The sequence below is a fragment of the Variovorax sp. AC103 genome (genome assembly GCF_979254005.1).
Map to the genome: position 1 here is coordinate 122,011 of NZ_CEEDFC010000005.1, position 26,224 is coordinate 148,234.

Consider the following 26,224-nt stretch of genomic DNA (forward strand, 5'->3'; position numbering starts at 1 on the left):
TCAGGAAGGGCTGTCGTCGCCGGCCACGGCATCGCCGTCGCCGGGATCGTCAAGGTCGGTGCCGTACAGGGTGCGCAGCAGCGCGGCATGGGCCGACGCGTCGTGCTGCACGAAATGCGGCAGCGCAAGGGCGGCGGCCAGCAGCGCGTCGATCAGCGCGCGCACCGGCGGCGTGATCGGCTTGGCCTGCGGCGTGACCACGCCGAAGACGAAGGGAATGTTGGTATCGAGCGGCCGCACGGCCAGGCCTTCGAGCGGCGCACCGCAGGCGGTCAGCGGCTCCAGCACCGCCACGCCCAGGCCGGCGCGCGCCAGCGCCTGTGCATTGACCGACGAATTGGTCTCGATCAGCGCTTCCCTGCGCGCCGGGCTGTGGCCGGCACGTGCCAGCGTCGCGTCGAGCCGGTGGCGCAGGCGGAAGGGGTTGCTCATGGTGATCAGGCGGCGCTGCGCCAGCGCCGCCAGCGGCACCACCGCGTGCGCGGCGAGCGGGTCGTCATGCGGCAGCACCGCCACGCACGGCATCTCGCCGATCCAGTGCACCTCGAGGCCCCGGTGCTCCAGCGGCAGGCTGCTCGCGCCGAGCTGCACCGCGCCGCTGAGCACCGCATGCACCACCTGTTCGGGCGACGCACTGCGCAGCTGGATGGGCACGGCGCCGGCCTGCGCCTCCACGCGCCGCAGCGCCTGCGGAAGCAGCCCGAGCGCCAGCGCGGAGGTGGCCGCCAGCAACAACGGCTGCGAACTGCCGCGCGCGATGTCGGCCGCGCGCAGGTGGATCTGCTGGAGGCTGCCCAGCGCGCGGTCGACGTCTTCATAGAGCAGGAAGCCCTGCTCGGTGGGCGTCACGCGGGGGCCGTGGCGGTTGAACAGCGCATAGCCGATCTCGGCTTCCAGTTCCTGCACCAGGCGGGAAACCGCGGGCTGGGAACGCGACAGCAACCGCGCAGCGCCGGTGACGCTGCCGGTCGACATGACGGCAGCGAAGGCCTCAAGCTGCCGGAGTTCCATCGGTTTCAGTATCCATTTTCATGATCATGGGGCATTGATCATGTAAATTGCAAATACTTCCTCCTCATAAGCTTAGTCAGAGGCCGTTGAAGCGGGCGCAAGCCGTGCGCCGGCCCACAGCGGCTCAGTGGCCGCTGGCGCCATGGGCGCCGATGCCGGTCTCCGAGCGCACCTGCTGGGCCAGGAAGCCGTCGCGGTCCACCGTGGCGCGCGCGCTGCGGTCCAGCACCGAGAACAGCCAGATGCCCGCGAACGCGATGCTCATCGAGAACAGGCACGGCGACGTGTACGGGAACGGCGACGAGCCCGCCGCATGGCCGAGCGTGGCCTCCCACACCGAGGGCGAGAGCACCGTCAGCCCCACCGACGACACCAGGCCGAGGAAGCCGCCGATCACCGCGCCGCGCGTGGTGCAGCCCTTCCAGAGCACCGACATGAAGAGCACCGGGAAGTTGGCCGACGCCGCGATCGCGAAGGCCAGCGACACCATGAAGGCGATGTTCTGCTTCTCGAACACGATGCCCAGCACCACCGCCAGCGCGCCCAGCGCCAGCGTGGTGATCTTCGAGACGCGCAGTTCCGCCGCGCTGCCCGCGTCGCCCTTCTTGATGACCGTCGCATACAGGTCGTGCGACACCGCCGAGGCGCCCGACAGGGTGAGCCCGGCCACCACCGCCAGGATGGTGGCGAACGCCACGGCCGAGATGAAGCCCAGGAACACGTTGCCGCCCACCGCGTTGGCCAGGTGCACCGCCGCCATGTTGCCGCCGCCCTTGAGCACGCCGTTGGCGTCGAGGAAGTCGGGGTTGGTCAGCACGAACGTGATGGCGCCGAAGCCGATGATGAAGGTCAGCAGGTAGAAATAGCCGATCCAGCCCGTGGCCCACATGACCGACTTGCGTGCCTCCTTGGCGCTGGGCACGGTGAAGAAGCGCATCAGGATGTGCGGCAGCCCGGCGGTGCCGAACATGAGCGCCATGCCGAAGGAAATCGCCGAGATCGGGTCCTTCACGAAATTGCCCGGCCCCATGATCGACTGCCCGATGCTGGCCGCCACCTGGGCGGTCTTGCCGTCCTTGAGCGCCAGGTCCGTCTTGACCTTCACCGCGCCGGCGAACATCGCCTCGGGGCTGAAGCCGAAGTGCCACAGCACCGAGAGCGCCATGAAGCTCGCCCCGCCCAGCAGCAGCCCGGCCTTGATGATCTGCACCCAGGTGGTGGCGGTCATGCCGCCGAACAGCACGTAGACCATCATGAGCGAGCCCACGATGACCACGGCGATCCAGTACTCCAGCCCGAACAGCAGCTTGATCAGCTGGCCCGCGCCCACCATCTGCGCGATGAGGTAGAAGGCCACCACCACCAGCGTGCCCGAGGCCGCGAAGATGCGCACCGGCGCCTGCTTGAAGCGAAAGGCCGCCACGTCCGCGAAGGTGAACTTGCCGAGGTTGCGCAGCCGCTCGGCCATCAGGAAGGTGATGACCGGCCAGCCCACCAGGAAGCCGATCGAATAGATCAGGCCGTCGTAGCCGGTGGCCATCACCGCGGCCGAGATCCCGAGGAACGATGCCGCCGACATGTAGTCGCCCGCGATGGCCAGGCCGTTCTGGAAGCCCGTGATGCCGCCTCCGGCCGTATAGAAGTCCGCCGCCGAGCGCGTGCGCGCGGCGGCCCACTTGGTGATGAAGAGCGTTCCCACCACGAACAGCGCGAACATGCCGATCGCGGTCCAGTTGGTGGGCTGGCGCTGCAGCTGGCCCAGGTCGGCGCCCGCGGCGAGCGCGCCAGCCGACATGGCGCAAGCAGCGAGCATCAGTGCCGCACTGCGGAAAAGACGGCGAATGTTGTTCACTTCTTCGCTCCCGGCTGCACGGACTTGACCACGGCGTCGGACAGGGTGTCGAACTCGGCATTGGCGCGGCGCACGTAGTAGCCCGTGATGGCCACCGTGAAGAGGATCACGCCGAAGCCGATCGGCATGCCCAGCGTCATCACGCCGTCGCCGAGGCGCCGCGCGAGAAGCTCCTTATCGAACGCGACCAGCAGCACGAAGCCGTAGTACACGACGAGCATCATCAGCGCGAGCGACCAGCCGAAGCGGTTGCGGCGCCGCTTGAGCTGTATGTATTGGGGATGCGCGGCGATGCGCGCGACCAGATCGTCTTCCATGGTGTCTCCTTGTAGGCGGGTGGGCCCATTAAGGGACCAGGCGGCGCACCCGGGCTTGCGCTGGCGCAAGCTTTGCCACGCGGCCATGGGTCACCATGCGCTCACGCCTGCCCACGTCCATCCCTTCATGCCTGCGCGCGCCTGCGGCGTCACGGCGTGCTCCCGCAACCCAGAAAGACCCGAGACATGAACGCTCCCGACCTGATGCCCAAGCTGCCCACCTACGCGCCGCCCGCGGCGCTCGCCCGCACCGCGCATGTCGCGGGCCGCGCCGCCTACGACGCCCTGGTGGCCGAGGCCGACGCCGACTACGAGGGCTATTGGGCCCGCCTCGCGCGCGAATTCGTCGGCTGGAAAACCCCTTTTTCGACAGTGCTCGACGAGAGCCGCGCGCCCTTCTACCGATGGTTCGAGGACGGCACGCTCAACGTCTCGTGGAACTGCCTGGACCGCCAGGTGGCAGCCGGGCGCGGCGAGAAGACAGCCATCGTCTTCGAGTCCGATGACGGCAACGTCACCCACACGACCTATGCGCAATTGCTCGCGCAGACCTGCCGCATGGCCAACGCGCTGAAGGCGCGCGGCGTGAGGAAGGGTGACCGCGTGGTCATCTACATGCCGATGTCGGTCGAGGGCGTGGTGGCAATGCAGGCCTGCGCGCGATTGGGCGCGGTGCATTCGGTGGTGTTCGGCGGCTTCTCGGCGCAGGCGCTGCGCGACCGCATCGCGGACACGGGCGCGGCGGTGGTCATCACCGCCGACCAGCAGGTGCGCGCCGGCAAGCACCTGCCGTTGAAGGCCATGGTCGACGAGGCGATCGCGCTGGGCGGCTGCGAGGCCGTGCAGACGGTGATCGTCTACCGGCGCACCGGCGGGCCCGTCGCATGGACGCCGCGCGACGTGTGGATGCACGAGGCCACGGCCGCGCAGCCGGACAGCTGCGAACCCGAATGGGTGGGTGCCGAGCACCCGCTCTTCCTGCTCTACACCTCGGGCTCCACCGGCAAGCCCAAGGGCGTGCAGCACTGCAGCGGTGGCTACCTGCTGCATGCGGCGGTCACGACGAAATGGACCTTCGACCTGCACGACGACGACGTGTTCTGGTGCACCGCGGACATCGGCTGGGTCACCGGCCACACCTACATCGCCTACGGCCCGCTGGCCATCGGCGCCACCGAGGTGGTGTTCGAGGGCGTTCCGACCTACCCCGACGCCGGACGCTTCTGGCAGATGATCGAGCGGCACAAGGTCACGGCGTTCTACACCGCGCCCACCGCCATCCGCTCGCTCATCAAGGCGGCCGAGGGCAACGCCGCCGTGCACCCCGACCGCTACGACCTGCGCAGCCTGCGCGTGCTGGGCTCGGTGGGCGAGCCGATCAACCCGGCCGCGTGGGAGTGGTACCGCCTGCACGTGGGCGGCGGGCGCTGCCCGGTGCTCGACACCTGGTGGCAGACCGAAACCGGCGGCCACATGATCACGCCGCTGCCGGGCGCCACCGACCTGGTGCCGGGCTCCTGCACCCTGCCCTTCCCGGGCATCGCCGCGGCGATCGTCGACGAGACCGGCAACGACGTGCCCCACGGCGAGAGCGGCCTGCTGGTCATCAAGAAGCCCTGGCCGAGCATGATCCGCGCGGTCTGGGGGGACGACGCGCGCTACCGCTCGAGCTACTACCCGCAGGAGCTGCGCGGCTACTACCTGGCCGGCGACGGCGCCGCGCGCGATGCCCTCACCGGCTACTTCACCATTGGCGGGCGCATCGACGACGTGCTGAACGTGAGCGGCCACCGCATGGGCACCATGGAGATCGAGTCGGCGCTGGTGGCGTGCACCGCGCTGGTGGCCGAGGCGGCGGTGGTCGGGCGGCCCGACGACACCACGGGCGAGGCCATCTGCGCCTTCGTGGTGCTCAAGCAACCGCGCCCGGTGGGTGCCGAAGCGGACCGCCTGGCCGCGGAGTTGCGCGCCTGGATCGGCAAGGAAATCGGTCCCATCGCCAAGCCCCGCGACATCCGCTTTGCCGACAACCTGCCCAAGACGCGCAGCGGCAAGATCATGCGCCGCCTGCTGCGCTCGGTGGCCAAGGGCGAGGCGATCACGCAGGACGTGTCGACGCTGGAGAACCCGGCCATCCTCGATCAGTTGACCGACGCGCATTGAGGACAGGGGCGCACGGCGCCGTGCGAAACGCGCGGCCCATTCATCGGCCGGCGTGAAGCTCCGATCGGATCTGACGACACGTTCGGCGTGCGCCCAGATCGCCGGGTCGGCGTCTGCCATGTCGAGCGGATCGCCGTGGGGCTGGCTCACGCACCACGGCGTGTCGAGCGCGAAGGTCGGGCTGCAGATACCGTAAAGTTGCGCCTGCAACACCGATGGTTGCGTCCCCGCACTGCCGTTACCGAAAGACCTCGATGCTTGAACTTCTCACCGATCCTCAAGCCTGGATCGCCTTCGCCACGTTGACCGCGCTCGAGCTCGTGCTGGGCATCGACAACATCATCTTCATCTCCATCCTGGTCGACAAACTGCCGCCCGCCCAGCGCGAATTTGCGCGGCGGGCGGGCCTGTTCATGGCCATGTTCATGCGCATCGGGCTGCTGCTGGTGCTGGCCTGGATCGTCGGCCTGGTCACGCCGCTCTTCTCGCTGTTCGGGCACGAGATTTCGGGCCGCGACCTGATCCTGATCCTGGGCGGGCTGTTCCTGATCTGGAAGAGCACCACCGAGGTCCATCAGTCGCTGGAAGGCGAGCACACGCAGAAGTCCACCGCAGTCAAGGCGACCCTGGCCTCCGTGCTGCTGCAGATCATGGTGATCGACCTGGTGTTCTCGCTGGACTCGATCATCACGGCGGTCGGCATGGTGGACGACGTGCGAATCATGATTGCCGCGGTGATCGTGTCCGTGCTGCTGATGATGGTGTTCGCCGGCCCGATCGGGCGCTTCGTCTCGAACCACCCCACCATCAAGATGCTGGCGCTCTCGTTCCTGGTGGTGGTGGGCGTCGTGCTGGTGGCGGAGGGCTTCGAGCACCACGTGCCCAAGGGCTACGTTTACTTCGCAATGGCCTTCTCGCTGACCGTGGAGATGCTCAACATCCGCATGCGCAGGAAGTCGGCCAAGCGCGTGGCGTTGAATCCGCCCCACATGCCGGGAAGCTGAGCCGGGAGGCCGAAGGACCCGGCCCGGCGCCGTACCTGCTCCGGCCCTTCAACGCAACGCCGGTGTCGCGTGCTGTGCTCCCCTGAATACAGCTCCGTTGAACGGACCGAAGGCGGGTGTCGAGCAGCAGCTCGCAGTTCTTCTCAAGCCCTGCAAAGCCGCGCTCGACGATCCGGCGTCAGAGCGCCGGCCCCAGTCCGATGGGCGCGGGCACGCTGTTCACGATGCGTGTGAACAGCGCGTTGTAGGCCAGGTCGGGCACGTGCCCGGTGAGCGGGTCGCGGTTCTGCGCAAAGGCCTCGTCCAGCTCGCGCCAGTCGTCGTCGCTCAGCACACGTTCGGCCAGCGGCAGAATCTCGCGCTCTTCCATGGCCATGTGTTCGAGGTAGAAGTCGACGTACTTCCCCATCGCCGTCTCGAAGGCCTCGCGCCGCGGTTCGCCGAGCATCTCGAAGGCCAGCAGCGCGTGCTCGACATGGCGGATGCGGCGCTCGCCCCAGGCGTGGTCGTTGTCGAGCTTGTCCAGCAGGTCGCGCGACATGGGCGTGCGCGCGCGCAGCTTGGGAAACAGCAACTCTGTTTCCTTGCGGTGGTGCCGCTGCTCGGGAAATTCGTCCACGTAGAACAGCATGGCCCGCAGCACCGCGAAGTCGGGCAGGGTTCCCTTGCGGCGGTGCTGCTCCAGCAGCATGACGATGGAGCGCAGCATCGCCGCGAGCGCGGCATGCTCCTGGCGGATGATGCGCACGGCGGCGTGTGTCGCGAGGGGTGTGGCTTGCATGCCGCCAGCATCGCGCCTGGCGGGCTGCACGGGCTTGATCGATATCAATGCCGCGCCACAGCGCGCTCCCGATACTGGCATTCACACCCACTCGCCCCGGAGGCATGCCATGTACCAGCGAATCCTTGTTCCCATCGACGGCAGTTCGACATCCACCCGCGGCCTCGCCGAGGCGATCCGCCTGGCCCAGCTCACCGGCGGGCGACTGCGGCTGGTGCACGTGATCGACGAGCTCTCGTTCGCGCTTGCCATGGACGCCTACGCCGGTTACGCCGGCAACTGGCTCGAAGAGCTGCGCGCCAAGGCCTCGGCGCTGCTGCAGGAAGGCCGCGCACAGGCCGCCTCGCAAGGCGTGGAAGCGGACGTGGTGCTGTGCGACAGCGTCAGGGGCGCGGTGCACGACCAGGTCATCGCGCAAGCCGTGGCCTCGCACGCCGAGCTGATCGTGATCGGCACCCATGGCCGCCGCGGCCTGGGCCGCTGGGTGATGGGCAGCAGCGCGGAGCACATCCTGCGCATGGCGCCCGTGCCGGTGCTGCTGATCCGCGCGCCCGAGGAACTGGCCCGGGTCGAGTCCGAGCACTTCACGCTGCCGGTTGGCGAAGTCGCCAGCCAGTAGCCAGCCAGCGACGAAGGCGCTTCGGGCCCGGCCGCAGGCTCAGGCGTAGGACCGCAGCCGCATCGAGAAGTCGGCCAGCGGTGCGATGCCGCTGTCTTCCGCGCGTTCGCACCAGTCCTGCAGGCGCCGCACGAGCTGGTCACCCGTGGCGCCCGAGCGAGCCCACAGCACCATGAGCTCGCGCCGCATGGCGTACATGGTCGCCAGCGCATGCGAGGCGCCCAGCGCCGCCAGCATCTGTGCCTGCCGGGAGGCGTCCAGCGCGCGTTCGTCGGTACCGAGCCAGCGCTTCACGCCGCGCAGCGCACGCGCCTCCTGCGGCGACGCTTCGCGCAGCCGGCCGAACTCGCGGGCATAGGCCGTCTTCAGCGAGCGCGTGTAGCTCGACAGCACGTCGTAGTGATGGCGAATGACCGCCTGCACCGTGTCGATGTCGACGACGGGCCGGGGCGCCACCAGCCGCGGCTTCGGCGCCAGGTGCTTGACCTTCGCCAGACCCAGCGCCTGCAGCGTGCGGATGTAGAGCCAGCCGATGTCGAACTCGTACCACTTGCTCGACAGCTTGGCCGAGGTTGGAAAGGCATGGTGGTTGTTGTGCAGTTCCTCGCCGCCGATCACGATGCCGATGGGAAAGATGTTGGTGCTGGCGTCGGCCGCCGGCCAGTTGCGGTAACCCCAACAGTGGCCGATGCCGTTCACCACGCCGGCCGCCCAGAAGGGAATCCACGCGATCTGCGTGAGCAGGATCAGCGCGCCCGGCACCACGCCGAACAGCGCCATGTCGAGCACACCCATCAGCACGATGCCCATGACCTGGTGGCGGGTGTACAGCCGGCGCTCGATCCAGTCGTCCGGCGTGCCGTGGCCGTAGCGCGCCAGCGTTTCCTTGTTGGCCGCCTCGCGCGCATACAGCGCCACGCCGCCCCACAGCACGCGGCTCAGGCCATACACCTGGGGGCTGTGCGGGTCTTCGGGCGTCTCGCACTTGGCGTGGTGCTTGCGGTGCACCGCGGCCCACTGCCTGGTGACCATGCCCGTGGTGAGCCACAGCCAGAAACGGAAGAAATGGCTGACCGCCGGATGCAGGTCGAGCGCGCGGTGCGCCTGGTGGCGGTGCAGGAAGATGGTGACCGAAGCGATGGTGACGTGCGTGAGCGCCAGCGCGACGAGCACGCAGCCCCACCAGGGAAGATCCAGAACGCCCGAAAAAAACAGTGAATGCATGCGTGCCTCTTGAACGAAGCGGCAATTCTGTGCAGCCGGGCGCGAGAGACCCTTGCGCCAGATCAAGCATGGCGCCGCCGAAAACCGGCGCTGGAAACCTCGCCCCGCACAGGGGCTGCTTCCAAGGCATGCGTGCTACGCTCCCCCGGATTCCCGACGCCCCCTCTCGCATGAAACCCGCACCCCACATCGCGGTGCTCGACGACGAAGTCGACATCACGCAGCTCCTGGCCACCTATTTGCAGAGCCACGGCTTTCGCGTGACCCAGCTGCACAACGGCCGCGCCCTCATGGCGCTCATGGCGGCCGACCCGGCCGACCTGGTGCTGCTCGACCTCGGCCTGCCCGGCGAAGACGGTTTTTCCATTGCGCGGCGCATGCGCGAAAGCTGGCGCTGCGGCCTGGTCATCGTCACCGGGCGCGGCGACGCGGTGGACAAGGTGGTCGGCCTGGAAGTGGGTGCCGACGACTACGTGACCAAGCCCTTCGACCTGCGCGAGCTGGTGGCGCGCGTGAAGGCGGTGCTGCGCCGCACGACGCCCGAAGCGCCGGTCGCGGTCCTTGCAGCGCCCGTGGGCGCCGTCGAGCAGTTGCGCTTCGCCGGCTGGCAGTTGGACGCCGCCGCGCGCCGCCTCACCGACCCGAACGGCCAGGACGTGGCGCTCACCGGCGGCGAGTTCGACCTGCTGTGCGCCTTTGCACGGCACCCCGGACGCGTGCTGTCGCGCGACTTTCTGCTGGAGCAGACCCGCGGGCGCGAAGCCGCCCCCTTCGATCGCACGATCGACGTGCAGGTCGGCCGGCTGCGCAAGAAGATCGAGGCCGACGCGGACGAACCGCAGCTCATCAAGTCGGTGCGCGGCGCGGGCTACATCCTGGTGCCGCCCGTGTCCCATGGCTGACGCACCGCGCCCCCCTTTCCTGCTGTCGCTGCCGTCCGGCATCGAGGAAGGCAGCGTGTTCCGCTCGCTCTTCATCGCCTACCCCGACTCGCTGCTGCTGGTCGACCAGGCCGGGGTCATCATGCTGGCCAACCCTTCGGCCGCCGCGCTGCTGGGCTATGCCGTCGAAGAGCTCATCGGGCTGAACGTCGACGTGCTGGTGCCCGACAGCATCCGCCCGCGCCATGCGTCCTACCGCGAGGCCTACGGCCGCGCGCCGCGCCCGCGTCCCATGGGCACGCACATGGAGCTGGTCGCCAAGTGCAAGGACGGCAGCGAGGTCATGGTCGAGATCGCGCTCAGCCCGCTGCAGGACCACGGCCTGCCCTTCGTGGTGGCCGCGATCCGCGACATCGGCGCCTACCCGCGCGTGAAGCAGGCGCTGCAGCGCGCACGCTACAGCGACCACCTGGCGCAGCTGGGCCGGTTGGCGGTGGACACGCGCGACCTGCAGGTGGTGCTCGAGCAGGTGCCGCACATCGCCGCCGCAGGCCTGGAGGTCGAGGTGGCGATGGTGCTGCTGCTCGAAGACAGCGGGCTCGAGTTCCGCGTGGCCAGCGGCGTGGGCAACGTGGCGGGCGAGGAGATCGGCGCGCGCATCGCCAACCGGCCCGACACGCCACCGGGCTACGTGCTGTCTCAAGGGCGCCCGGTGGTGATTGCGGACTACCGCAGCGAGCAGCGCTTCGCGGTGCCGCCCGCCTACCTGGCGGCCGGGCTGGTCAGCGCGCTCGCGGTGCCGCTGTCCGACCGTGGCCGCGTGATCGGCATGCTGTCGGTGCGCTCGCGGCAGGCCAAGCGCTTCGGCGACGAGGAGCTGCGCTTCCTGGAGTCGCTGTCCAACCTGCTGGCCACCAGCCTGCAGCGCGTGCGCACCGAAGAGGCGCTGGCCCACGCCCAGCGGCTCGAAAGCGTCGGCCAGCTCACCGGCGGCATCGCGCACGACTTCAACAACCTGCTCACCGTGATCATGGGCAACCTGCAGGTGCTCGAGGAGCTGCCCGCGCTGGCGCAGGACACCCATGCGCAGCAGCTGGTGGGGGCGGCCATGCGCGCCAGCCGGCGCGGTGCCGAGCTCACCGGCAAGCTGCTGGCCTTCTCGCGCCGGCAGATGCTGCAGCCCGACGTGGTCGACACCCACGCCCTGCTCCATTCGCTGGCCGACATGCTGCGCCGCACGCTGGACCAGCGCATTCACATCGCCATCGACACCGGCCCGGCCTGCCCGCCGGTGCTGGCCGACCCGGTGCAGCTGGAGTCGGCGCTGCTGAACATCGCCATCAACGCGCGCGACGCCATGCCCGAAGGCGGCACCCTGCACTTTCGCTCCGAAGACTGCGGCCTGCTGCCGCTCGCACTGCGCACGGAGCGCAACGACCCGAACATGCAGGGGCACGGCCGCTTCGTGGCCCTTTCCATTTCCGACAGCGGCACCGGCATGGCCGAGGACGTGAAGGAGCGCGCCTTCGAGCCCTTCTTCACCACCAAGGAGGCCGGCCGCGGGACCGGGCTGGGCCTGAGCACGGTGTACGGCTTCGTCAAGCAGTCGAAGGGCGCCATCGCGATCGAGAGCCAGCCGGGTGCGGGCACCACGGTCACGCTCTACCTGCCGCAGCTGGAACGCGGCAGCCGCGCCGCGCCGCCGCCAACGGAAGAAGAGCGCGCCGATGCATCCGTTCCCGCCGGCCTGCGGGTGATGCTGGTCGAGGACGACGCCGAGGTGCGAAAGGTGGCGCACACCTTCCTGGTCACGCTGGGTTGCAAGGTGGCATCGGCGGCCAACGGTGAAGAGGCCCTGTCGGTCCTGCAGAACGCCACCGCCCCCTTCGACCTGCTGCTGAGCGACATCGCGCTCGGCGCAGGCATGCGCGGCACGCAGCTCGCCACCGAGGCGCAGCAGCTGTTTCCGCGCCTGGCAATCCTGCTGATGTCAGGCTTCTCGTCGGAGCTGCTGGAGGCCGACCGCGACATGCCACCCAGCTGGGAACTGCTGCCCAAGCCCTACACGCGCGGCGAGCTTGCGCGCGCCATTGCGCGGCTGCTGGCCTGAGGCCTCACTGCAGCATGGCGGGCGCCGACACCGCCACCGGTGCCAGGCAGCGCTGCACGAAGGCCGACAGCGCACCCACGTCGGGAATCTGCACGTCGCGCCGGCCCTTCTCGGCAAAGCCGATGACCTTGTCGCGCGCCAGCCGCGACAGCGCCCGGCTCACCGTCTCCAGCGTCATGCCCAGGTAGTTGCCGATTTCGGCGCGCGTCATGCGCAGCGTGATCTGGTCGGTGCGCATGCCGCGCTCGGCCAGCGACTCGGCCCAGTAGCGCAAAAAGTCGGCCACCCGTGCGTCGGCCGGCAGCGTGCAGACCGACATCAGCGAGTCGCGGTCGCTTGCAATCTCGCGGCTCATGGCGGCGTGCAGCACCTGCAGCAGGTCGGGGTGCACCCGGCTGGCCGCGATCAGCGCGTCGTAGGACACCACCCAGACCTCGCCCGTGTCCATGGCCACCGCGTCGCAGCCGTAGCAGCCACCGGCAATGCCTTCGAAGCCGAGCCAGTCGCCGCGGAACTTCAGCCCCACCACCTGCTCGCGGCCGTCGGCCGTGAGGTTCACGATCTTGTAGAAGCCGGAGTTCAGGATGTACAGGTGCTCGAAGCGCTCCCCCGCCTGGTAGACCACGTCGCCGGTGTGCACCAGACGGCGCTCCGGCTGCAGCTGCGCGGCCAGGCGCTTCAGCGTTTCGGTGGTGTTCTCGGTGGCGGTGAAATCAGGCATCTGGAACTCCTTGGGCGCAACGGGGGTGTCGCGTGTCGATGGACCGATGCTAGGAAGCGCACGGCAACGCAGCGACAACGCTGCGCATCGGCGGGTAACGCTCGGTGAATGCCCGGTGTCCGGCATGTGTCCGGCGTGTATCAACGCCGGCGCGACACGCGGCCCTTGACGCGCATCAAGTGCCGCGCGCGGCGGCGAACTAGCCTTGCTGTCGTCACGCACTTGTCGCGCCATGCTCTTGCCATCCGAACCCACCGATCTGCGCACCTCGAATGTTCCGCCACCGCCGGATGCGGCCGAACTGCTCGGGCTGGCGCTGCGCCTGCGCCACCTTGCGCGCACGAATGCCCTGCCGCTGCTGCTGCGCGGCAAGAACATCGGACTGCTGCGCGCCGCTGCGGTCGTGGACGACCCGGCGCCGTTGCTGCGCGCCGCCGGCGAACTGGGCGCGCACGTGGCCACGGTACGCTGGAACCTGTCGGGCGCCGGCGACCCGCGCGAGGTGCAGCACACCGGCCGCACGCTCGGGCGGCTGTACGACGCGGTGATCTGCCAGGGCATGCCGGCCGCGCTGGTGCGGCAGATCGGCCAGGCCGCCGGCATTCCCGTGTACGACGACATCGCCTGCGACACGCACGCCTCGGCGCGCCTGGCGGACAGCCTCGGCGAAGAGGCCGCGCCGGGCGACAACCGGCGCTTCATGCTGCAGGCCCTGTTGGTGGAAACGCTCGCCTGACGCTGCCGCCCCGATCCGTGGTGCGGCCAGACTTGCAGCCAGGGGTGCGGCCCGCCGTTCAGTGCGACATCAGCACCGGCAGCGTCATCGACTGCAGGATCGACAGCGTGGCGCCGCCCATCACCCACTCGCGCGCGCGGCTGTGGCCGTAGCAGCCCATCACCAGCAGGTCGGCGCCGAGGTCCGCGGACAGGGAAAGCAGCCGGTTGCCCACGTCGCCCTCGTCCTTGTCGCCGAAGTGCAGCGTCGGCTCGACGATGCCCTGGGCGCGCAGGTAGCCGCGCAGGCCCTCCAGCGACACCTCGGCCTCGCCGCCGTAGGACACCGCATGCACGCGCGACGCGGTGCGCAGCCAAGGCAGCGCCGCCGTCACCGCGCGCGCCGATTCGCGCGTTTCCTTCCAGGCCAGCAGCACCGTGTGGCCGATGGGGGCCACCGGGCCCACGCAGGGCAGCACCAGCGCGGGCCGGCCGCTGTCGACCAGCACGCTGGTGAGGAAGTCCGCGGGCAGCTCGGCGTCGAACGGGTCGTTGCGGTCGCGCTGGCCCATCACCACCAGGTCGGCATAGAGCGCGCGCCGGGCGAAGCCCCAGGGCGCATCGGGCATCGGCTCCAGCCAGTGCATGCGCCGCGAGCCCGCGCTCTGGACGGCGAAGGCCGCGTGCATGCGGTCGCGCGCTTCCTTGTCGAGCGACTGCATGATCGCCACCGCCTCGGCCGCGCCTTCCAGCGCGAGCGGATAGCGCATCAGCGACGACAGCGTGCACGGCTGCGCCGTGACCTGCGCGTCGAAGGTCTCGGCCAACTGGCGCGCGAGCCGGATGCGCTCCACCGCGCGCGCCGAGCTGTCGAGGTGAAGCAGGATGGATCTGGGGGTCTGCATGGAAAAGCTCCTTGGGGAACGTGAGGCAAGGCCGGGAAGGCGGGGGCCGATGGCGCCACATGGCGCCACCTTAGGCCGCGCCCTCGCCGCGTGGCTTGCGCTGCGTCAAGCCCGCGACGCGCCCGCGTCCGTACGCTCGGGCAACACAGCGCTTGCGCCACCGCTTTCCCGAGGAACACCCCATGCCCCCTTTCACCCAGGCCACCATCGTCGGCAGCGGCATCGGGGCGCTGAGCGCGGCCGTGCTGCTGATTCGCGACGGCGGCATGCACGGCTCGCGCATCCGCATCCTGGAGGAGTCGCCGCTGCCCGGCGGTGCGCTCGACGGCGCGGGCGACGCGAAGCAGGGCTACGTGACGCGCGGCGGGCGCATGTTCACCGACGAGACCTACACCTGCCTGTGGAACGTGCTCGACAGCATCCCGTCGCTGAACACCCCCGCGCGCACGGTGCACGAGGAGGTGCGCGACTTCAACCGGCAGGTGCACTCCGACGCGAACGCGCGGCTGATCGACCGGCACCACTGCATCCTGGACGCCAGCGACCTCGGCTTCGACCTGCAGGACCGGCTGGAACTGATGCGTCTGCTGGCCATGCCCGAGCGCGTGCTGGGCACCCGGCGCATCGAGGAGTGGTTCTCCCCGCACTTCCTGGACACCAACTTCTGGGCCATGTGGCGCACCACCTTCGCGTTCCAGAACTGGCACAGCGCGGTCGAGCTCAAGCGCTACATGCTGCGCTTCCTGCAGGAGCTGCCGCGCATCCACACGCTGGGCGGCGTGCGCCGCACCGAGCTCAACCAGTACGACACCATCGTGCGGCCGATGGTGCGCTGGCTGCGAGCGCACGGCGTGCTGTTCGAGTTCGGCACGCGCGTGGTCGATGCGGACTTTGCCAAAACCGACACCCACGACACCCACGACAGCGCGGACAGCGGCCTGCGGTTGCAGACGCTGCACTGCATGCGCGACGGCAGGCCGCTGTCGTACCAGCTGGGGCCGCAGGAGTGCGCACTGCTCACGCTCGGCTCCATGACCGCCGACTCGCGCAACGGCACCGACCATCAGGCGCCCGAGCTCGTGCGGGTGCCGCACGACGGCGCCTGGACGCTGTGGAAGAACCTGGCGCGCAAGGCCCCGGGCCTGGGCCGGCCCGAGGCCTTCTGCGGCAACGTGGACGAGAGCAAGTGGGAGTCTTTCACGCTCACGCTGCGCAGCCCGTTGCTGCTGGAGCGCATCCAGGCCTTCTCGGGCAACGCGCCCGGCACGGGCGGCCTGATGACCTTCAAGGATTCGAGCTGGCTGATGTCGATCGTGGTGCCGCACCCGCCGCACTTCGACGCACAGCCCGAGTGCGTGTTCACGCTGTGGGGCTACGGCCTGCTGCTGGAAACGCAGGGCAACTTCATCGACCGCACGATGGCGCAGGCCACGGGGCAGGAAATACTGACCGAACTCATCCACCACCTGGGCTTCGAGGACATCCTGGACGAGGTGCGGCGCACCACCACGGTGGTGCCGGTGATGATGCCGTACATCACCAGCGAGTTCGAATGCCGGGCCCCGACGGACCGGCCGGCCGTCATTCCGCACGGCGCGAAGAACTTCGCGCTGCTGGGCCAGTACGTGGAGATTGCGGAGGACGTGGTCTTCACCGTCGAGTACTCGGTGCGCGGCGCCATGCATGGCGTGTACGGTCTCATGGGCGTGGACAAGGAAGTGCCGCCCATCTACCACGGCATCGCCGACCCGAAGGTCGCGCTGGCCAGCCTGCGCACGCTGATGGGCTGACGCCATGGCACGGCCGGGAGCGCGACGATGTGCATGAATCTCCTGCGGGCGCTGGCCGAGGCGCCGCCGCCTTGCACGGTGTCCGAGCCGGTGAGCATCGACCGGTTGCGGGTGCTGCAGGCCGCGGGTCTGGTCGAGGCCCGGATTCCGTGGCCTGGCGACGAGGTCCGGTTGCAGGTGCAGGATGCGGCCGCCGTGACGGCGATCACGGCGCGCGGGTGGAAGGCCGTTCGCAGCGCTGTCGTCGATGAAGCACTGCCGCCGAACTGGCTCGGTCTCGGTCTGAAGCCGCCAAGAGATCCGGAACTGCCTTGACAGGCGACTGCCCGGCGAAGCCGCAGCGACCATCGCGCGATGCTGAACGGATGGCCGATCGCGCCAGCCAGAATCGAAACTGTCAGTCGAAAGGTGCAATCTCCCCTGCTACAGTGCGCCAAAGGTTCTTCGATGCGGATCGGCTTTCGCCGGCGATTGCAGAACTCATCGCACCGATGCACCCAGCTCTGCCCGTCGGTATTTCTGATCCCAGGCGCCGGTGCCGCCTTGCCGAGGCGATCCGCCTTCCGCGATGGCCGCATGACTGAGCACCCCGCACGATGGCGGCTGCCGCGTGTGGCCCGCATTGCGGGTACCGCCATCGGCAGCAGCATCGGCCTCTGGGTCCTGCTCGGTTACGCACTGGATGTGCCGGGCATGTGGCGCCCGGTCGCCAACCTGCCTGCCACCCACCCCGGCACGGCGCTGTGCCTGCTGCTGCTCACGATCGCGCTGATGCCCGGCAAGACGACCGGGCTTCCCCGAACGGTCGCTCGAATCGCCGTGGCGGCCGCCCTGTGCCTCGTCTCGATCAGGCTGCTGGTCCCCCTGACGGGCGACCGGCTCTTCAACGCATTGACACCGTTTCGCGGCACGTTCGAAGCGCATCGGCAAGCCACGGGCAACCACATCACGATGCCGCTGAATGTCGCCTGGACGTTGCTGCTGCTGTGCCTTGGCGAAATTGCGCGGCGCATGCGGCAGCCGTTGGTATCGCAGCTCCTGGCTGCGGCTTCACTGGCAGTGCTCTTCGTGGCACTTGTGGGCTACCTTGGCGGGCTGCTGGCCTTCAAGGGCGCCATGGCGCCCTGGACCGTGGCGGGCACGGCATCGCTGGCGCTGGCGCTTCTGCTGGCGACCTCGCGCCGGTCTTTCATGCAGGCCCTGACCGCAGGCTCCGAGCCGGGCCGCCTGGCGCGCCGCCTGCTCGGCAGCACCACGCTGCTGCTGGCACTGGGGGTCTGGCTCATGTCGAGGTGGCTCGGCAACCCGGGCATGCAGCTGCCGCCGGACGGCGTGCTGCTGGTCTACCAAGGCGCCTTCATCATCGCGTTGATCTGGGCCGTGGTCACCATCGTTACCGTGCGCGCCCATGGCGTGGATCGGCTGCGTGGCATTGCCGAACGCCTGACGCGGCGAGCGGCCGACCACGACGCCCTGACGGGGCTGCTCACCCGCAACAAGATGATGGACCTGCGCCGAAGCGGGACGGCAGCCGCGGGCCCGGGTGCGAGCGAGGTGCTGATCGACCTGGACGGTTTCCGGGCGGTCAACGAGGCCTTCGGCCATGAAGAAGGCGACCGCGTGCTGGTCGAGGTGGCGACGCGGCTGCGTGCCGCGGCGAATGGCGCGCCGGTGGGCCGCATCGGCGGCGATGAGTTCGCCATCTATTGCGCGGACCTGAGCCCCGGGGAGGCCGAGCAACTGGGCCACGCGGTCAGCCGCTCGCTGGCCCGGCCTTACGAGGTGCGCGGACGAAGCTTCAGGCTGGTGGCGAGCGTGGGTACCGCGCATGCGCAGAAAGCCGCCGGCGCCAACCTGGCGCAGGCGGCCGACCAGGCCATGTACGTCGCCAAGGCCCGCGGCGGCAACCAGGCCGTGGCGTTCGCGAAAGCCATGCACGACACGCGCCAGCAGGAGGTCGAGCTCGAGCAGGACCTCCACCAGGCCTTGGCCAGCGACGATGAACTCTGGCTGTCGTTCCAGCCCGTGGTGGGCGTGGCCGACCGAAGGATCATGGCCGTGGAGTCGTTGGCAAGGTGGCGTCACCCGCGGCTTGGCGCCGTCCCGCCCGACCGTTTCATTCCGCTGGCTGAACGCAAGGGGTTGATCGCCGCGCTAGGGCGCAAGCTGCTCGGCCTGGCGGTCGACCAGGCGGCGGCCTGGGAGCGGACGGCGCCCGGCCAATGGCCGGTGATCAACCTGAACGTGTCGCCCGCCCAGTTCGCCGCCGGCGATGTGGTGGCCGACCTGCTGGCGCTCCTGGCCCGGCAGGACCTGCCGGCCGGCCGCTTCTGCATCGAGGTGACCGAGGGCGTGTTCGCCGACGCGCACGCGGTCGCCGCGCTGGAGCGCGCGCGCCAGCACGGATTCAAGGTGGCGATGGACGACTTCGGCGTGGGCTACTCGACGCTGTCGCAGCTGCCTCGCATGCCCCTGACGTCGGTGAAGCTGGACCGCAGCTTCATCGTCAATGCCGGCGAGAGCGCGGGCGATGCCGCGGTGTTCCGGTCCATCGTCCAGCTCGCGCACGCGCTGGGGCTGCTGGTGGTCGCCGAGGGCGTGGAAACGCAGGAACAGTTCGACCTGGCCGCCAGTTGCGGTTGCGACGGGGTCCAGGGTTACTTCATCGCGCGCCCGATGGCGCCACCGGACTTCGACCGATGGCGAACCGACGCCGCCACTGCTTGATCTGGCGCAACGCGCCGCGCCCACGGGCTGCCTAAGCTGGCACCTCACACCCGAAAGGCGCTTTCATGTTCAAGCACATCCTCGTCGCCACCGATGGCTCCACGCTCTCGAAGAAGGCGGTCAAGGCCGCCGTTGCGCTGGCGGCCGGCAACGGCGCCGAGCTGGTGGCGCTGACCGTCGTGCCGCGCTACCCACAGAGCTACCTGGAGGGCGCGATGACCTTCTCGCCCGACGACATCGGCCGCGTCGAGAAGCAATGGGCCGACAAGGCGCAGGCGATGCTCGACGCCGTCCGCGAGCGCGCGCAGGCCAGCGGCGTGCAGGTGAAGACCGCGCGCATCAGCTCCGACCTGGTGGCCGAATCGATCATCGCGGCCGCGAAGAAGCACGGCAGCGACCTGATCGTGATGGCCTCCCACGGGCGCAAGGGCCTCAAGCGCCTGTTGCTGGGCAGCGAGACGCAGCATGTGCTGACGCACTCGGCACTGCCGGTGCTGGTGCTGCGCTGACGCACTGACTCGCTGAGGCACTGGCGCACTGGCGCACCGGCAAGCTGGCGCGTCCGCGCGCCTCAGTCCGGCTGCGCCTCGAACCAGTCGCGCGCCGAGTGCCCCTGGTCGGGCCCCAGCATCGAGAAGCCGCCGTCGACCGGAATGTCCGCGCCGGTCACGAAGCGTGCCGCGTCCGAGCACAGAAACAGCACCACCTGCGCCACGTCGTCGCCGTCGCCCACGCGGCCCAGCGGGTGCATCGGCGCGCCGACGCGGTCGGCGAGTGCGCGGTCGGCGCCGGCCATGCGCGACAGGGCGTCCGACCAGGTCCACCCCGGCGACACCGAGTTCACCCGCACGCCGCGCGGCGCCAGGCTGGCGGCCTGGTTGCGCGTGAGCTGCAGGATGGCGGCCTTGGCCGCCGGGTAGAGCGCCCTGCCCGCCGTGCCGAACTTGCCGCCCACGCTGCCCATGTTCACGATGGCGCCACGCTGCGCCGCCAGCGCGTCGGCGGTCTTCTGCACCAGCATCGCGCCGGAAACCAGGTTGACGTTCAGCGCGCTCAGCCACTCGCCGCGCGCAGCGGCCAGGCCGGCGTCGCCATAGACCACCGCGTTGTTGACCAGGAAGTCGATGCGCCCCTCCACCCGCAGCACGTCGGCCACCAGCGCGTCGAGCGCGTCGTCGCTGGCGATGTCGCAGGCCACGAAGCGGCAGCGCGGCCCCAGTTCGGCGGCCAGCGCCTGGCCGCGCGGCACGTCGATGTCCACCGCCAGCACGCGCGCGCCGGCCTGCACCAACGCGCGAACGATGGCGCTGCCGAGCATGGCGGCCGCGCCGGTGACGACGGCGACCTTGTCTTGCAACTTCATGGCGGGCCCTTCATTTGAGTGACCGCATCATCCACGCGAATCACGTGCGCCAGCATCGCCAGGGTTTCCAGGCTGGCCGCATGCAGGTGCGCCTGCGCGGTGCTGCAGGCGTCGGCCACCACCGCCACGTCGTAGCCCAGGTCGCTCGCATGGCGCGCGCCATGCTCGACCACATGGTTGGTCGCGATGCCCGCCACATAAAGCCGGCCCGCGCCGGTGGCGCGCACCGCCTCCTCGAGCCCGCTGGCCCAGAAAGGGTTGTTGCGCTTGTGGGTGACCACGGCTTCGCCCGAAACCGGCGCCAGCTCGGCGTAGAACTCGGCGCCCCAGCTGCCGTCCTGCACGGCACCGGTCTCGGCCACGCGGCGAAACAGCGTGCAGTTGCTCAGGCAGTCCGCATAGCCGGGCGCAAAGGCGATGCGCACGAAGATCACCGGCACCCCGTTCGCCCGTGCGGCCGCGATCAGGCGCGCGGCCGAGGCAATGAGCCGCGGGCGCGCCGGGTCGTCGGCGGCCACGCCCACGCGCACCTTGCCGTCGACGTGCAGCACGTCGTTCTGGTAGTGCATGGCCAGCAGCGCGGCCTTCACATGAACACCTGCAGGGCTTCGTGCGGTGCGTCGCAGTTGACGAGGTCGATGCGCTTGGTCTGGATGCGAAAGCCGCCGCCGGCCTGTTCCGCCTTGCGCAAGGTGTGCAGCACGCTGCCGCCGAACACACGCTGCTCGGTCTTGCGCCACTCCAGCAGCATGAAGGTCGAGCGCACCGTGCAGCCTGCTTCGTCGCGCGATTCGAGCGCGATGTTGCCGACCACGTGCACGGTGCGCGTCACGGGCTGCTGCGAATAGGCGCGGGCCTGCTCGAGCCGGCGTGCGCGCATGGAGCGCAGCAGCGCGTCTTCGCAGAACAGCGAGGCATGGTTGAGGTGGTCGGTCTGGCCGTGCACCAGCGGCACCCAGTACAGCCCGTCGGGCGTGAAGAGCTTCTGCCATTCGTCCCAGCGGTGCTCGTCGAGCAGGCGCGCCTCGTGGTGCAAGAACTGCGTGACGTCCTGCTGCTCTTGCCAGTCGATGAAGTTCATGCCTTGTCTCCCGCCGGGGCATCCGCACCCGCACCCGCACCCATGTACGAAGCCCAGGCCGCGAACATGTTGCGCGACGGCATCTCGCTGTTGCCGTTGGAGGCGCGCCCGCCCGGCAGCGGCTGGTCGCGCCCGGCCGCGCGGTGCATGCTGACCCAGTCGCCGCCTTCGCTGCCCAGGCCTTCCTGCACGCGGTTGTAGGCCTCCAGGTCGTCGGGCATCACGTTGGACGAGGGCGAATTGACGATGTTGGTGTACTTCAGCGTGCGCTGGAAGGTGGCCTCCGGCGCGCCCTTCAGGCGGAAGCTGAAGATCTCGACCAGCGTGCGGTCCACCGACAGCGGCCGTATCACCCGTATCTGCTGGAACGAGGTGTGCGGCGAACAGCTCGGGTAGACGATGGTGTTGTGCCGGTTCACGCGCAGGATTTCTTCGGCGCGCTGTGCGCCGTGCGCGGCCTCCAGCGAGGCCACGTAGGCCAGGCTCACCGGATCGGTTGGCGGCACGAAGATGCCTTCCATGAAGCCGTGGCCGTTGTCGTAGCCCTTCAGCTCCAGCTTTTCCCAGAAGTCCAGCGGCTCGCCGTTGCCGTCGACGATCACCACCTCGAAGGGCTTGGGCGTGCCCGCCGGCATGGCCTCGTACTCTTCCTTGGCCGCGCGCCACGACGACTCGTGCGTGGCCACCGCGTGGATGGTGTCGTGCAGGTTCTCGAAGAAGATCTTCCAGTTGTTGCGCTGGATCACGCGCTGAACGCCGCCGGCCACCTCCACCTCGCCCTCGGGCGCGCGGTCGCAGAAGTTGTCGAGCGAGGTGGCCACGCCGCCCAAAAAGTCTTTCAGCTCGGGGCCTTCGGCCGCGAGGCTCGCGAACACGAAGCCGCGGTGCGTGGCCACGCGCGCCACCTTGCGCACGCCGTACTGCGGGTCTTTCAGGTCGAGCGCGGTGTCTTCGTAGCCGCTGCGCAGCGGCACCGAGAGCAGGCTGCCGTCGCACTTGAAGGTCCAGCCGTGGTACAGGCAGCGCAAGAACTTGCCCGCGCTGCCGCTGCCGTCGGGCACGATCTTGGCGCCCTTGTGCGGGCAGCGGTTGAACAGCACGTGCACGGCGCCGTCGGTGTGCCGCAGCATCACCACGGGCTCGCGGCCCAGCCGGGTGGTGAAGTAGTCGCCGGGCTTGGGCACTTGGCTCTCGTGGCCGACGTAGAGCCAGGCCTGGCCGAAGACGCGGTCCATCTCCAGCTCGAAGATGGCGGGGTCGGTGTAGACGCGCTTGTGCACGCGGTCGGGCTGCACGAGCGTGCTCGGATCGATGGTCATGGGTGGGTCTCCTGAAGCCTTGTCGTCAGATGTCGAGCACCAGGTGCGCGGTCTTCGCGCGCGACACGCAGGTGCAAAGGGTCTTGCCGCTCGCCTTTTCGCGGGCGCTGAGGTTGTGGTCGCGGTGGTCGGGCACGCCCTCCACCACGTCGACGGCGCACACGCCGCAGTCGCCCTGGCGGCAGTCGTACAGCGGGTCGAGCCCCGCGGCGATGAGCACGTCGAGCAGGCTGCGGTCCGGCGGCACGGTCAGCGTCCGGCCCGAGCGCAGGGTGCGCACCTCGAAGGCCGCATCGCCGGCCTGTTCGAGCGCGCCCGCGAAGAGTTCGAAGTGCACGTGGTCGCCGGGCCAGCCGAGGGTGCGGGCGGTGTCCACCACGGCCTGCACCAGGCCGCGCGGGCCGCACACGTGCAGGTGGCGCCCGGGCGCCGGTGCGGCCAGCAGCGTGCGCAGGTCGAGCCCGCGCGCAGGGTCGCCGCCGTCGTGCACCACGGTGCCGCCGAGCGCGCGCACTTCCGCCAGATAGGCCGTGGCGTCTTCGCTGCGCGTGGCGTAGAACAAGTCGAAGGGCCTGTTTTCGGCCACGAGCGACCGCGCCATGCACAGCAGCGGCGTGATGCCGATGCCGCCCGCCACCAGCAACGGCGGCGCGCTGCCCGCGTGCAGCGCGAAGTCGTTGCGCGGCGGGTGGGCGGCCAGCACCGCGCCGGCGGCCAGCCCGTGCATCCAGGCCGAGCCGCCCGCCCCCTGCGGTTCGTGCAGCACCGCGATCTCGTAGCCCTGCGCGCCGTCGTGCGGTTTCACCAGCGAATACGCGCGCTGCCCGGTTCGCCCGTTGGGCTGCATCACCTGCACACCCAGGTGCGCACCCGGCGCGAACGGCGGCAGGGGCGCACCGTTCGCGCTGCGGAGCACGAAGGCCTTGATGGCCGGGGTGAGCGGCGTGACCGACGCGACGACCAGTTCCAGCATGTGCGGAGCGCCCGTCATCCCAGCGGCAGCGCCGGGTCGGCGATGGTCAGCGCGGTCGATTTCGCCCAGCGCGGCATCAGCGTGTTCGACGGCAGCGTCTCGTCCACCAGCTTGCGCGCGGTCTCCACGCCGGCCACGGGCAGGCCCTTGGCGTCGAGCAGGCCGATCTGCACCAGCACGCTGGCCTGGTCCCAGTAGATGTGCTCGTGAAAAAGCTTGTCGCCGCGAAACTTCACGATGGCCACCAGCGGAATCTCCACCGCCTTGCCGGTGGGTGCGATGCCCGGGAGCATCCAGTCGATCTCCACCGTGTGGGTGAAGCAGAACAGCATTTCGTCGACGATCTGCGTCGCGCCCACGGTGCGCGAGATGGGCGTGAGCCGCGTGTCCGGCGGCGTGGTCGGAATGAAGTGGTGCTTGTAGAAGCGCGACAGCTCCTTCGCGCCCACGCCGCCGGTCATGGTCGGAATGTGGTTGACGTAGGGCTCGCTCACCATCGTGGCCATGGTGGCGACCACGTCGCGCGTGGCGAACTCGTACTCGCAGTGCTTGTCCCACAGCGCCGACAGGTCGTAGACCGGGCCGATCGCTTCCTTGAACAGCGCCATGGAGCGCTGGTGCGCCATGAGCGTGGAAGGCTTGTCGAAATGGTCGCCGCCGGTGCGCGCGAAGGCGTGGTCGACGCCGGGGTACACATACATCTGCGCGCCGGGCTTGCCGGCAAAGGCCTCGAGCACCTGGGCACGCGCCTCGGACGGGCAGAACTGGTCGAGTTCCGCGAAGTGCAAGGCGATCGGGCATTCGATCTTCGGTACCAGGTCGAGCGCACCCTCGATGCCCACGCCGTAGTAGCCCACCGCCGCATCCACGCCCGAATGCGCCGCCGCCAGGAAGGCCAGCTTGCCGCCCAGGCAAAAGCCCAGCGCGCCGACCTTTCCGGTGCACGCCGGGTGCGCGCGCAGGGCCTGCACGCTGGCCGTGACGTCCGCAATGCCGGCGTCGATGTCGAACTTCTGGAAGAAGCCGAAGGCGCGCTGCCAGTCTTCGGGCGAATAGCCCAGCTCGACGTTGGGCTCCATGCGCCAGAACAGATCGGGGGCGAGCACCACGTAGCCTTCCTGCGCGTAGAGGTCGGCGACCTCGCGCACGTAGTCGTTGATGCCGAAGATCTCCTGGCACAGCACGATGCCGGGACCGCGCCCCGAGGCAGGCAAGGCCAGGTAGCCGCGGAAAGTCTGCGAGCCGTCTCCGGCCGGAATGTCGATGTAGTTGCTCATCGTGGTGTCTCTGGAGTGGTGGGGTTCGGCGGCGATTCTGTGGACCGCCCGCCCCTGCTGTCTGTCCATTTCGTGCAGCCACCCTCGCTGCACGAAACGGATAGCGGCGTGCCGCGGCGGCCCACAGACTGCGGCCTGCATCGCACCCCACGTTCAACGAATTTCCCCTACCGAGGAGCTTGTCCACCATGTCGCAGGAATTCCCCAGAACCGCCCTGTGCGCGCTCGCCGTCATGGCTTGCGCGCTGGCATTGCCCACGCTGGCCCAGGCGCAGGCACAGACCGTGAAGGTCGGCCTCGCCATGGACCTCTCGGGCCCGTTCGCCGTCGGCGGCGCCGAGGCCAAGGCCGGCTTCGCCGTGGCGATGAAGCAGCTGGGCGGCAAGCTCGGCGGCGTGCCGGTCGAGTACGTGGAGGCCGACACCGCCGGCAACCCCGAAACCGCGCGCCAGGCGGTCGACCGCATGCTCATGCGCGACAGGATCGACCTGTTCACCGGCCCGGTCGGCTCCTCGGTCGCACTGGCGGTGGGCCCGCCGCTCTTCGCAGCCAAGGTGCCCTACCTGTCGAGCAACACGGGCCCGAGCGACTACTCGGGGGCGCGCTGCAACCCGTACTTCTTCGGCGCCTCCTACCCCAACGACGCGTACCACGAGGCGGCCGGCAAGTTCGCCTCCGACAAGGCGTTCAAGAAGGTGGCGCTCATTGCGCCCAGCTACCCCGGGGGCAAGGACGCGATCACCGGCTTCAAGCGCACCTTCAAGGGCACGGTGGGCGACGAGCTCTACACCAAGCTGGGCCAGCTCGACTACTCGGCGGAGCTGGCGCAGATTCGCGCGTCCAAGCCCGACGCGCTCTACTTCTTCCTGCCCGGCGCCATGGGCGTGAGCTTCATCAAGCAGTTCGTGGGCGCGGGGCTGTCGAAGGACGTGGCGCTGATCTCCACCGCCTTCTCGGCCGACGAGGACATGATTCCCGCGGTCGGCGAGCCGATGCTCGGCCTGTTCAACACCGCGCACTGGTCCTTCGACCTCGACAACCCGGCCAACCAGCGCTTCGTGGCGGCCTTTCGCGAGCAGAACAACGGACGCAACCCGTCGTTCTACGCGGGCCAGGCCTACGACGTGCTGATGGCCATGGACGCGGCAGTGCGCGACGTGGGCGGCAAGGTGGCCGACCGCCCCGCGCTGCTGAAGGCGATCAAGGCGGCCAACTACAAGTCGGTGCGCGGCGACTTCCGCTACGGCGCGAACAACTTCCCCATTCAGAACTACTACCTGCGCGTGATCGGCAAGGACGCCAGCGGGCGAATCTCGAACAAGGTGATCGGCACCGTGCTGCAGAACTACCAGGACACCTCGGCCGCGCAGTGCCGGATGAAGTCCTGAGCGC

24 protein-coding genes are annotated in these 26,224 nt (G+C 69.4%); 11 read left to right on the top strand and 13 right to left on the bottom strand.

The window, feature by feature from the left end; all coding sequences use genetic code 11:
• From AC0IYU_RS09190 to AC0IYU_RS09200, 3 genes are all read right to left on the bottom strand, one after another.
• Nucleotides 1-1,011 carry a LysR family transcriptional regulator gene (locus tag AC0IYU_RS09190; RefSeq protein WP_472115518.1) on the bottom strand — a complete coding sequence of 337 codons (1,011 nt, stop codon included), beginning with the start codon at nucleotides 1,009-1,011 and terminating at the stop codon, nucleotides 1-3.
• A 124-nt stretch (nucleotides 1,012-1,135) separates the two neighbouring features.
• The gene (locus AC0IYU_RS09195) at nucleotides 1,136-2,824 is read right to left on the bottom strand and encodes a cation acetate symporter (protein WP_472116141.1); all 1,689 of its coding nucleotides are present in this window, start codon (nucleotides 2,822-2,824) and stop codon (nucleotides 1,136-1,138) included.
• A 35-nt stretch (nucleotides 2,825-2,859) separates the two neighbouring features.
• Nucleotides 2,860-3,180, bottom strand: a complete 321-nt coding sequence (locus AC0IYU_RS09200; RefSeq protein ID WP_472115521.1) for a DUF485 domain-containing protein — start codon at nucleotides 3,178-3,180, stop codon at nucleotides 2,860-2,862.
• 186 nt (nucleotides 3,181-3,366) lie between these two features.
• Between AC0IYU_RS09200 and acs the strand changes: the two genes are divergently transcribed.
• Both acs and AC0IYU_RS09210 read left to right on the top strand, forming a co-directional pair.
• Nucleotides 3,367-5,343: an acetate--CoA ligase gene (gene acs, locus AC0IYU_RS09205; RefSeq protein ID WP_472115524.1), complete on the top strand. Its 1,977-nt coding sequence runs from the start codon at nucleotides 3,367-3,369 to the stop codon at nucleotides 5,341-5,343.
• Nucleotides 5,344-5,597: 254 nt separating this feature from the next.
• Nucleotides 5,598-6,347 carry a TerC family protein gene (locus tag AC0IYU_RS09210; protein ID WP_472115527.1) on the top strand — a complete coding sequence of 250 codons (750 nt, stop codon included), beginning with the start codon at nucleotides 5,598-5,600 and terminating at the stop codon, nucleotides 6,345-6,347.
• 178 nt (nucleotides 6,348-6,525) lie between these two features.
• Here AC0IYU_RS09210 and AC0IYU_RS09215 read toward each other — a convergent pair whose 3' ends face one another.
• Nucleotides 6,526-7,128: a hemerythrin domain-containing protein gene (locus AC0IYU_RS09215; RefSeq protein WP_472115530.1), complete on the bottom strand. Its 603-nt coding sequence runs from the start codon at nucleotides 7,126-7,128 to the stop codon at nucleotides 6,526-6,528.
• A gap of 109 nt (nucleotides 7,129-7,237) precedes the next feature.
• Between AC0IYU_RS09215 and AC0IYU_RS09220 the strand changes: the two genes are divergently transcribed.
• Entirely contained in the window at nucleotides 7,238-7,747 is a 510-nt protein-coding gene (locus AC0IYU_RS09220) for a universal stress protein (RefSeq protein ID WP_472115533.1), read from the top strand.
• Between the two features lie 39 nt (nucleotides 7,748-7,786).
• Here AC0IYU_RS09220 and AC0IYU_RS09225 read toward each other — a convergent pair whose 3' ends face one another.
• Nucleotides 7,787-8,971: a DesA family fatty acid desaturase gene (locus tag AC0IYU_RS09225; RefSeq protein ID WP_472115536.1), complete on the bottom strand. Its 1,185-nt coding sequence runs from the start codon at nucleotides 8,969-8,971 to the stop codon at nucleotides 7,787-7,789.
• Between the two features lie 170 nt (nucleotides 8,972-9,141).
• On the opposite strand from AC0IYU_RS09225, the gene AC0IYU_RS09230 reads away from it, so the two are divergent.
• Together AC0IYU_RS09230 and AC0IYU_RS09235 are read left to right on the top strand one after the other, a co-directional pair.
• Nucleotides 9,142-9,873, top strand: a complete 732-nt coding sequence (locus tag AC0IYU_RS09230; RefSeq protein WP_472115539.1) for a response regulator — start codon at nucleotides 9,142-9,144, stop codon at nucleotides 9,871-9,873.
• A complete protein-coding gene (locus tag AC0IYU_RS09235; protein WP_472115542.1) occupies nucleotides 9,866-11,962 on the top strand; it encodes a PAS domain S-box protein in 2,097 nt (698 codons plus the stop codon). The genes AC0IYU_RS09230 and AC0IYU_RS09235 overlap by 8 nt, the downstream gene beginning before the upstream one ends.
• A 4-nt stretch (nucleotides 11,963-11,966) precedes the next feature.
• On the opposite strand, the gene AC0IYU_RS09240 is transcribed toward AC0IYU_RS09235, so the two are convergent.
• Nucleotides 11,967-12,683, bottom strand: a complete 717-nt coding sequence (locus tag AC0IYU_RS09240) for a Crp/Fnr family transcriptional regulator (protein ID WP_472115545.1) — start codon at nucleotides 12,681-12,683, stop codon at nucleotides 11,967-11,969.
• Between the two features lie 232 nt (nucleotides 12,684-12,915).
• Here AC0IYU_RS09240 and AC0IYU_RS09245 point away from each other — a divergent pair, with 232 nt between their 5' ends.
• Entirely contained in the window at nucleotides 12,916-13,419 is a 504-nt protein-coding gene (locus AC0IYU_RS09245) for a Rossmann-fold NAD(P)-binding domain-containing protein (RefSeq protein WP_472115547.1), read from the top strand.
• A gap of 58 nt (nucleotides 13,420-13,477) precedes the next feature.
• Here AC0IYU_RS09245 and AC0IYU_RS09250 read toward each other — a convergent pair whose 3' ends face one another.
• A complete protein-coding gene (locus AC0IYU_RS09250; RefSeq protein WP_472115550.1) occupies nucleotides 13,478-14,302 on the bottom strand; it encodes a universal stress protein in 825 nt (274 codons plus the stop codon).
• Between the two features lie 182 nt (nucleotides 14,303-14,484).
• Between AC0IYU_RS09250 and AC0IYU_RS09255 the strand changes: the two genes are divergently transcribed.
• The 4 genes from AC0IYU_RS09255 to AC0IYU_RS09270 all read left to right on the top strand — a co-directional run bounded on the left by AC0IYU_RS09255 (nucleotide 14,485) and on the right by AC0IYU_RS09270 (nucleotide 19,328).
• Nucleotides 14,485-16,092 carry an oleate hydratase gene (locus tag AC0IYU_RS09255; protein WP_472115553.1) on the top strand — a complete coding sequence of 536 codons (1,608 nt, stop codon included), beginning with the start codon at nucleotides 14,485-14,487 and terminating at the stop codon, nucleotides 16,090-16,092.
• Between the two features lie 27 nt (nucleotides 16,093-16,119).
• Complete coding sequence (locus AC0IYU_RS09260) at nucleotides 16,120-16,407, top strand: hypothetical protein (protein WP_472115556.1); 288 nt, start codon at nucleotides 16,120-16,122, stop codon at nucleotides 16,405-16,407.
• A 261-nt stretch (nucleotides 16,408-16,668) separates the two neighbouring features.
• Nucleotides 16,669-18,819 (top strand): putative bifunctional diguanylate cyclase/phosphodiesterase, encoded by a 2,151-nt coding sequence (locus tag AC0IYU_RS09265; protein WP_472115559.1) that lies wholly within the window; start codon nucleotides 16,669-16,671, stop codon nucleotides 18,817-18,819.
• Between the two features lie 65 nt (nucleotides 18,820-18,884).
• Nucleotides 18,885-19,328 carry a universal stress protein gene (locus AC0IYU_RS09270; protein ID WP_435487633.1) on the top strand — a complete coding sequence of 148 codons (444 nt, stop codon included), beginning with the start codon at nucleotides 18,885-18,887 and terminating at the stop codon, nucleotides 19,326-19,328.
• Between the two features lie 62 nt (nucleotides 19,329-19,390).
• On the opposite strand, the gene AC0IYU_RS09275 is transcribed toward AC0IYU_RS09270, so the two are convergent.
• The 6 genes from AC0IYU_RS09275 to AC0IYU_RS09300 are packed head-to-tail and all read right to left on the bottom strand — an operon-like array spanning nucleotide 19,391 to nucleotide 24,832.
• Nucleotides 19,391-20,182 carry an SDR family oxidoreductase gene (locus tag AC0IYU_RS09275; protein ID WP_472115562.1) on the bottom strand — a complete coding sequence of 264 codons (792 nt, stop codon included), beginning with the start codon at nucleotides 20,180-20,182 and terminating at the stop codon, nucleotides 19,391-19,393.
• Nucleotides 20,179-20,772: a cysteine hydrolase family protein gene (locus AC0IYU_RS09280; protein WP_472115565.1), complete on the bottom strand. Its 594-nt coding sequence runs from the start codon at nucleotides 20,770-20,772 to the stop codon at nucleotides 20,179-20,181. The genes AC0IYU_RS09275 and AC0IYU_RS09280 overlap by 4 nt, the downstream gene beginning before the upstream one ends.
• Entirely contained in the window at nucleotides 20,769-21,263 is a 495-nt protein-coding gene (locus AC0IYU_RS09285) for an aromatic-ring-hydroxylating dioxygenase subunit beta (protein ID WP_435495990.1), read from the bottom strand. The genes AC0IYU_RS09280 and AC0IYU_RS09285 overlap by 4 nt, the downstream gene beginning before the upstream one ends.
• Nucleotides 21,260-22,582: an aromatic ring-hydroxylating dioxygenase subunit alpha gene (locus AC0IYU_RS09290; protein ID WP_472115568.1), complete on the bottom strand. Its 1,323-nt coding sequence runs from the start codon at nucleotides 22,580-22,582 to the stop codon at nucleotides 21,260-21,262. The genes AC0IYU_RS09285 and AC0IYU_RS09290 overlap by 4 nt, the downstream gene beginning before the upstream one ends.
• Before the next feature lie 25 nt (nucleotides 22,583-22,607).
• Entirely contained in the window at nucleotides 22,608-23,573 is a 966-nt protein-coding gene (locus AC0IYU_RS09295; RefSeq protein WP_472115571.1) for a PDR/VanB family oxidoreductase, read from the bottom strand.
• Nucleotides 23,570-24,832 carry a dienelactone hydrolase family protein gene (locus tag AC0IYU_RS09300; RefSeq protein WP_472115574.1) on the bottom strand — a complete coding sequence of 421 codons (1,263 nt, stop codon included), beginning with the start codon at nucleotides 24,830-24,832 and terminating at the stop codon, nucleotides 23,570-23,572. Before AC0IYU_RS09300 ends, AC0IYU_RS09295 begins: the two co-directional genes overlap by 4 nt.
• A gap of 188 nt (nucleotides 24,833-25,020) precedes the next feature.
• Between AC0IYU_RS09300 and AC0IYU_RS09305 the strand changes: the two genes are divergently transcribed.
• Nucleotides 25,021-26,220 (top strand): ABC transporter substrate-binding protein, encoded by a 1,200-nt coding sequence (locus AC0IYU_RS09305; protein ID WP_472115577.1) that lies wholly within the window; start codon nucleotides 25,021-25,023, stop codon nucleotides 26,218-26,220.
• The last annotated feature ends 4 nt before the right edge of the window (nucleotides 26,221-26,224 follow it).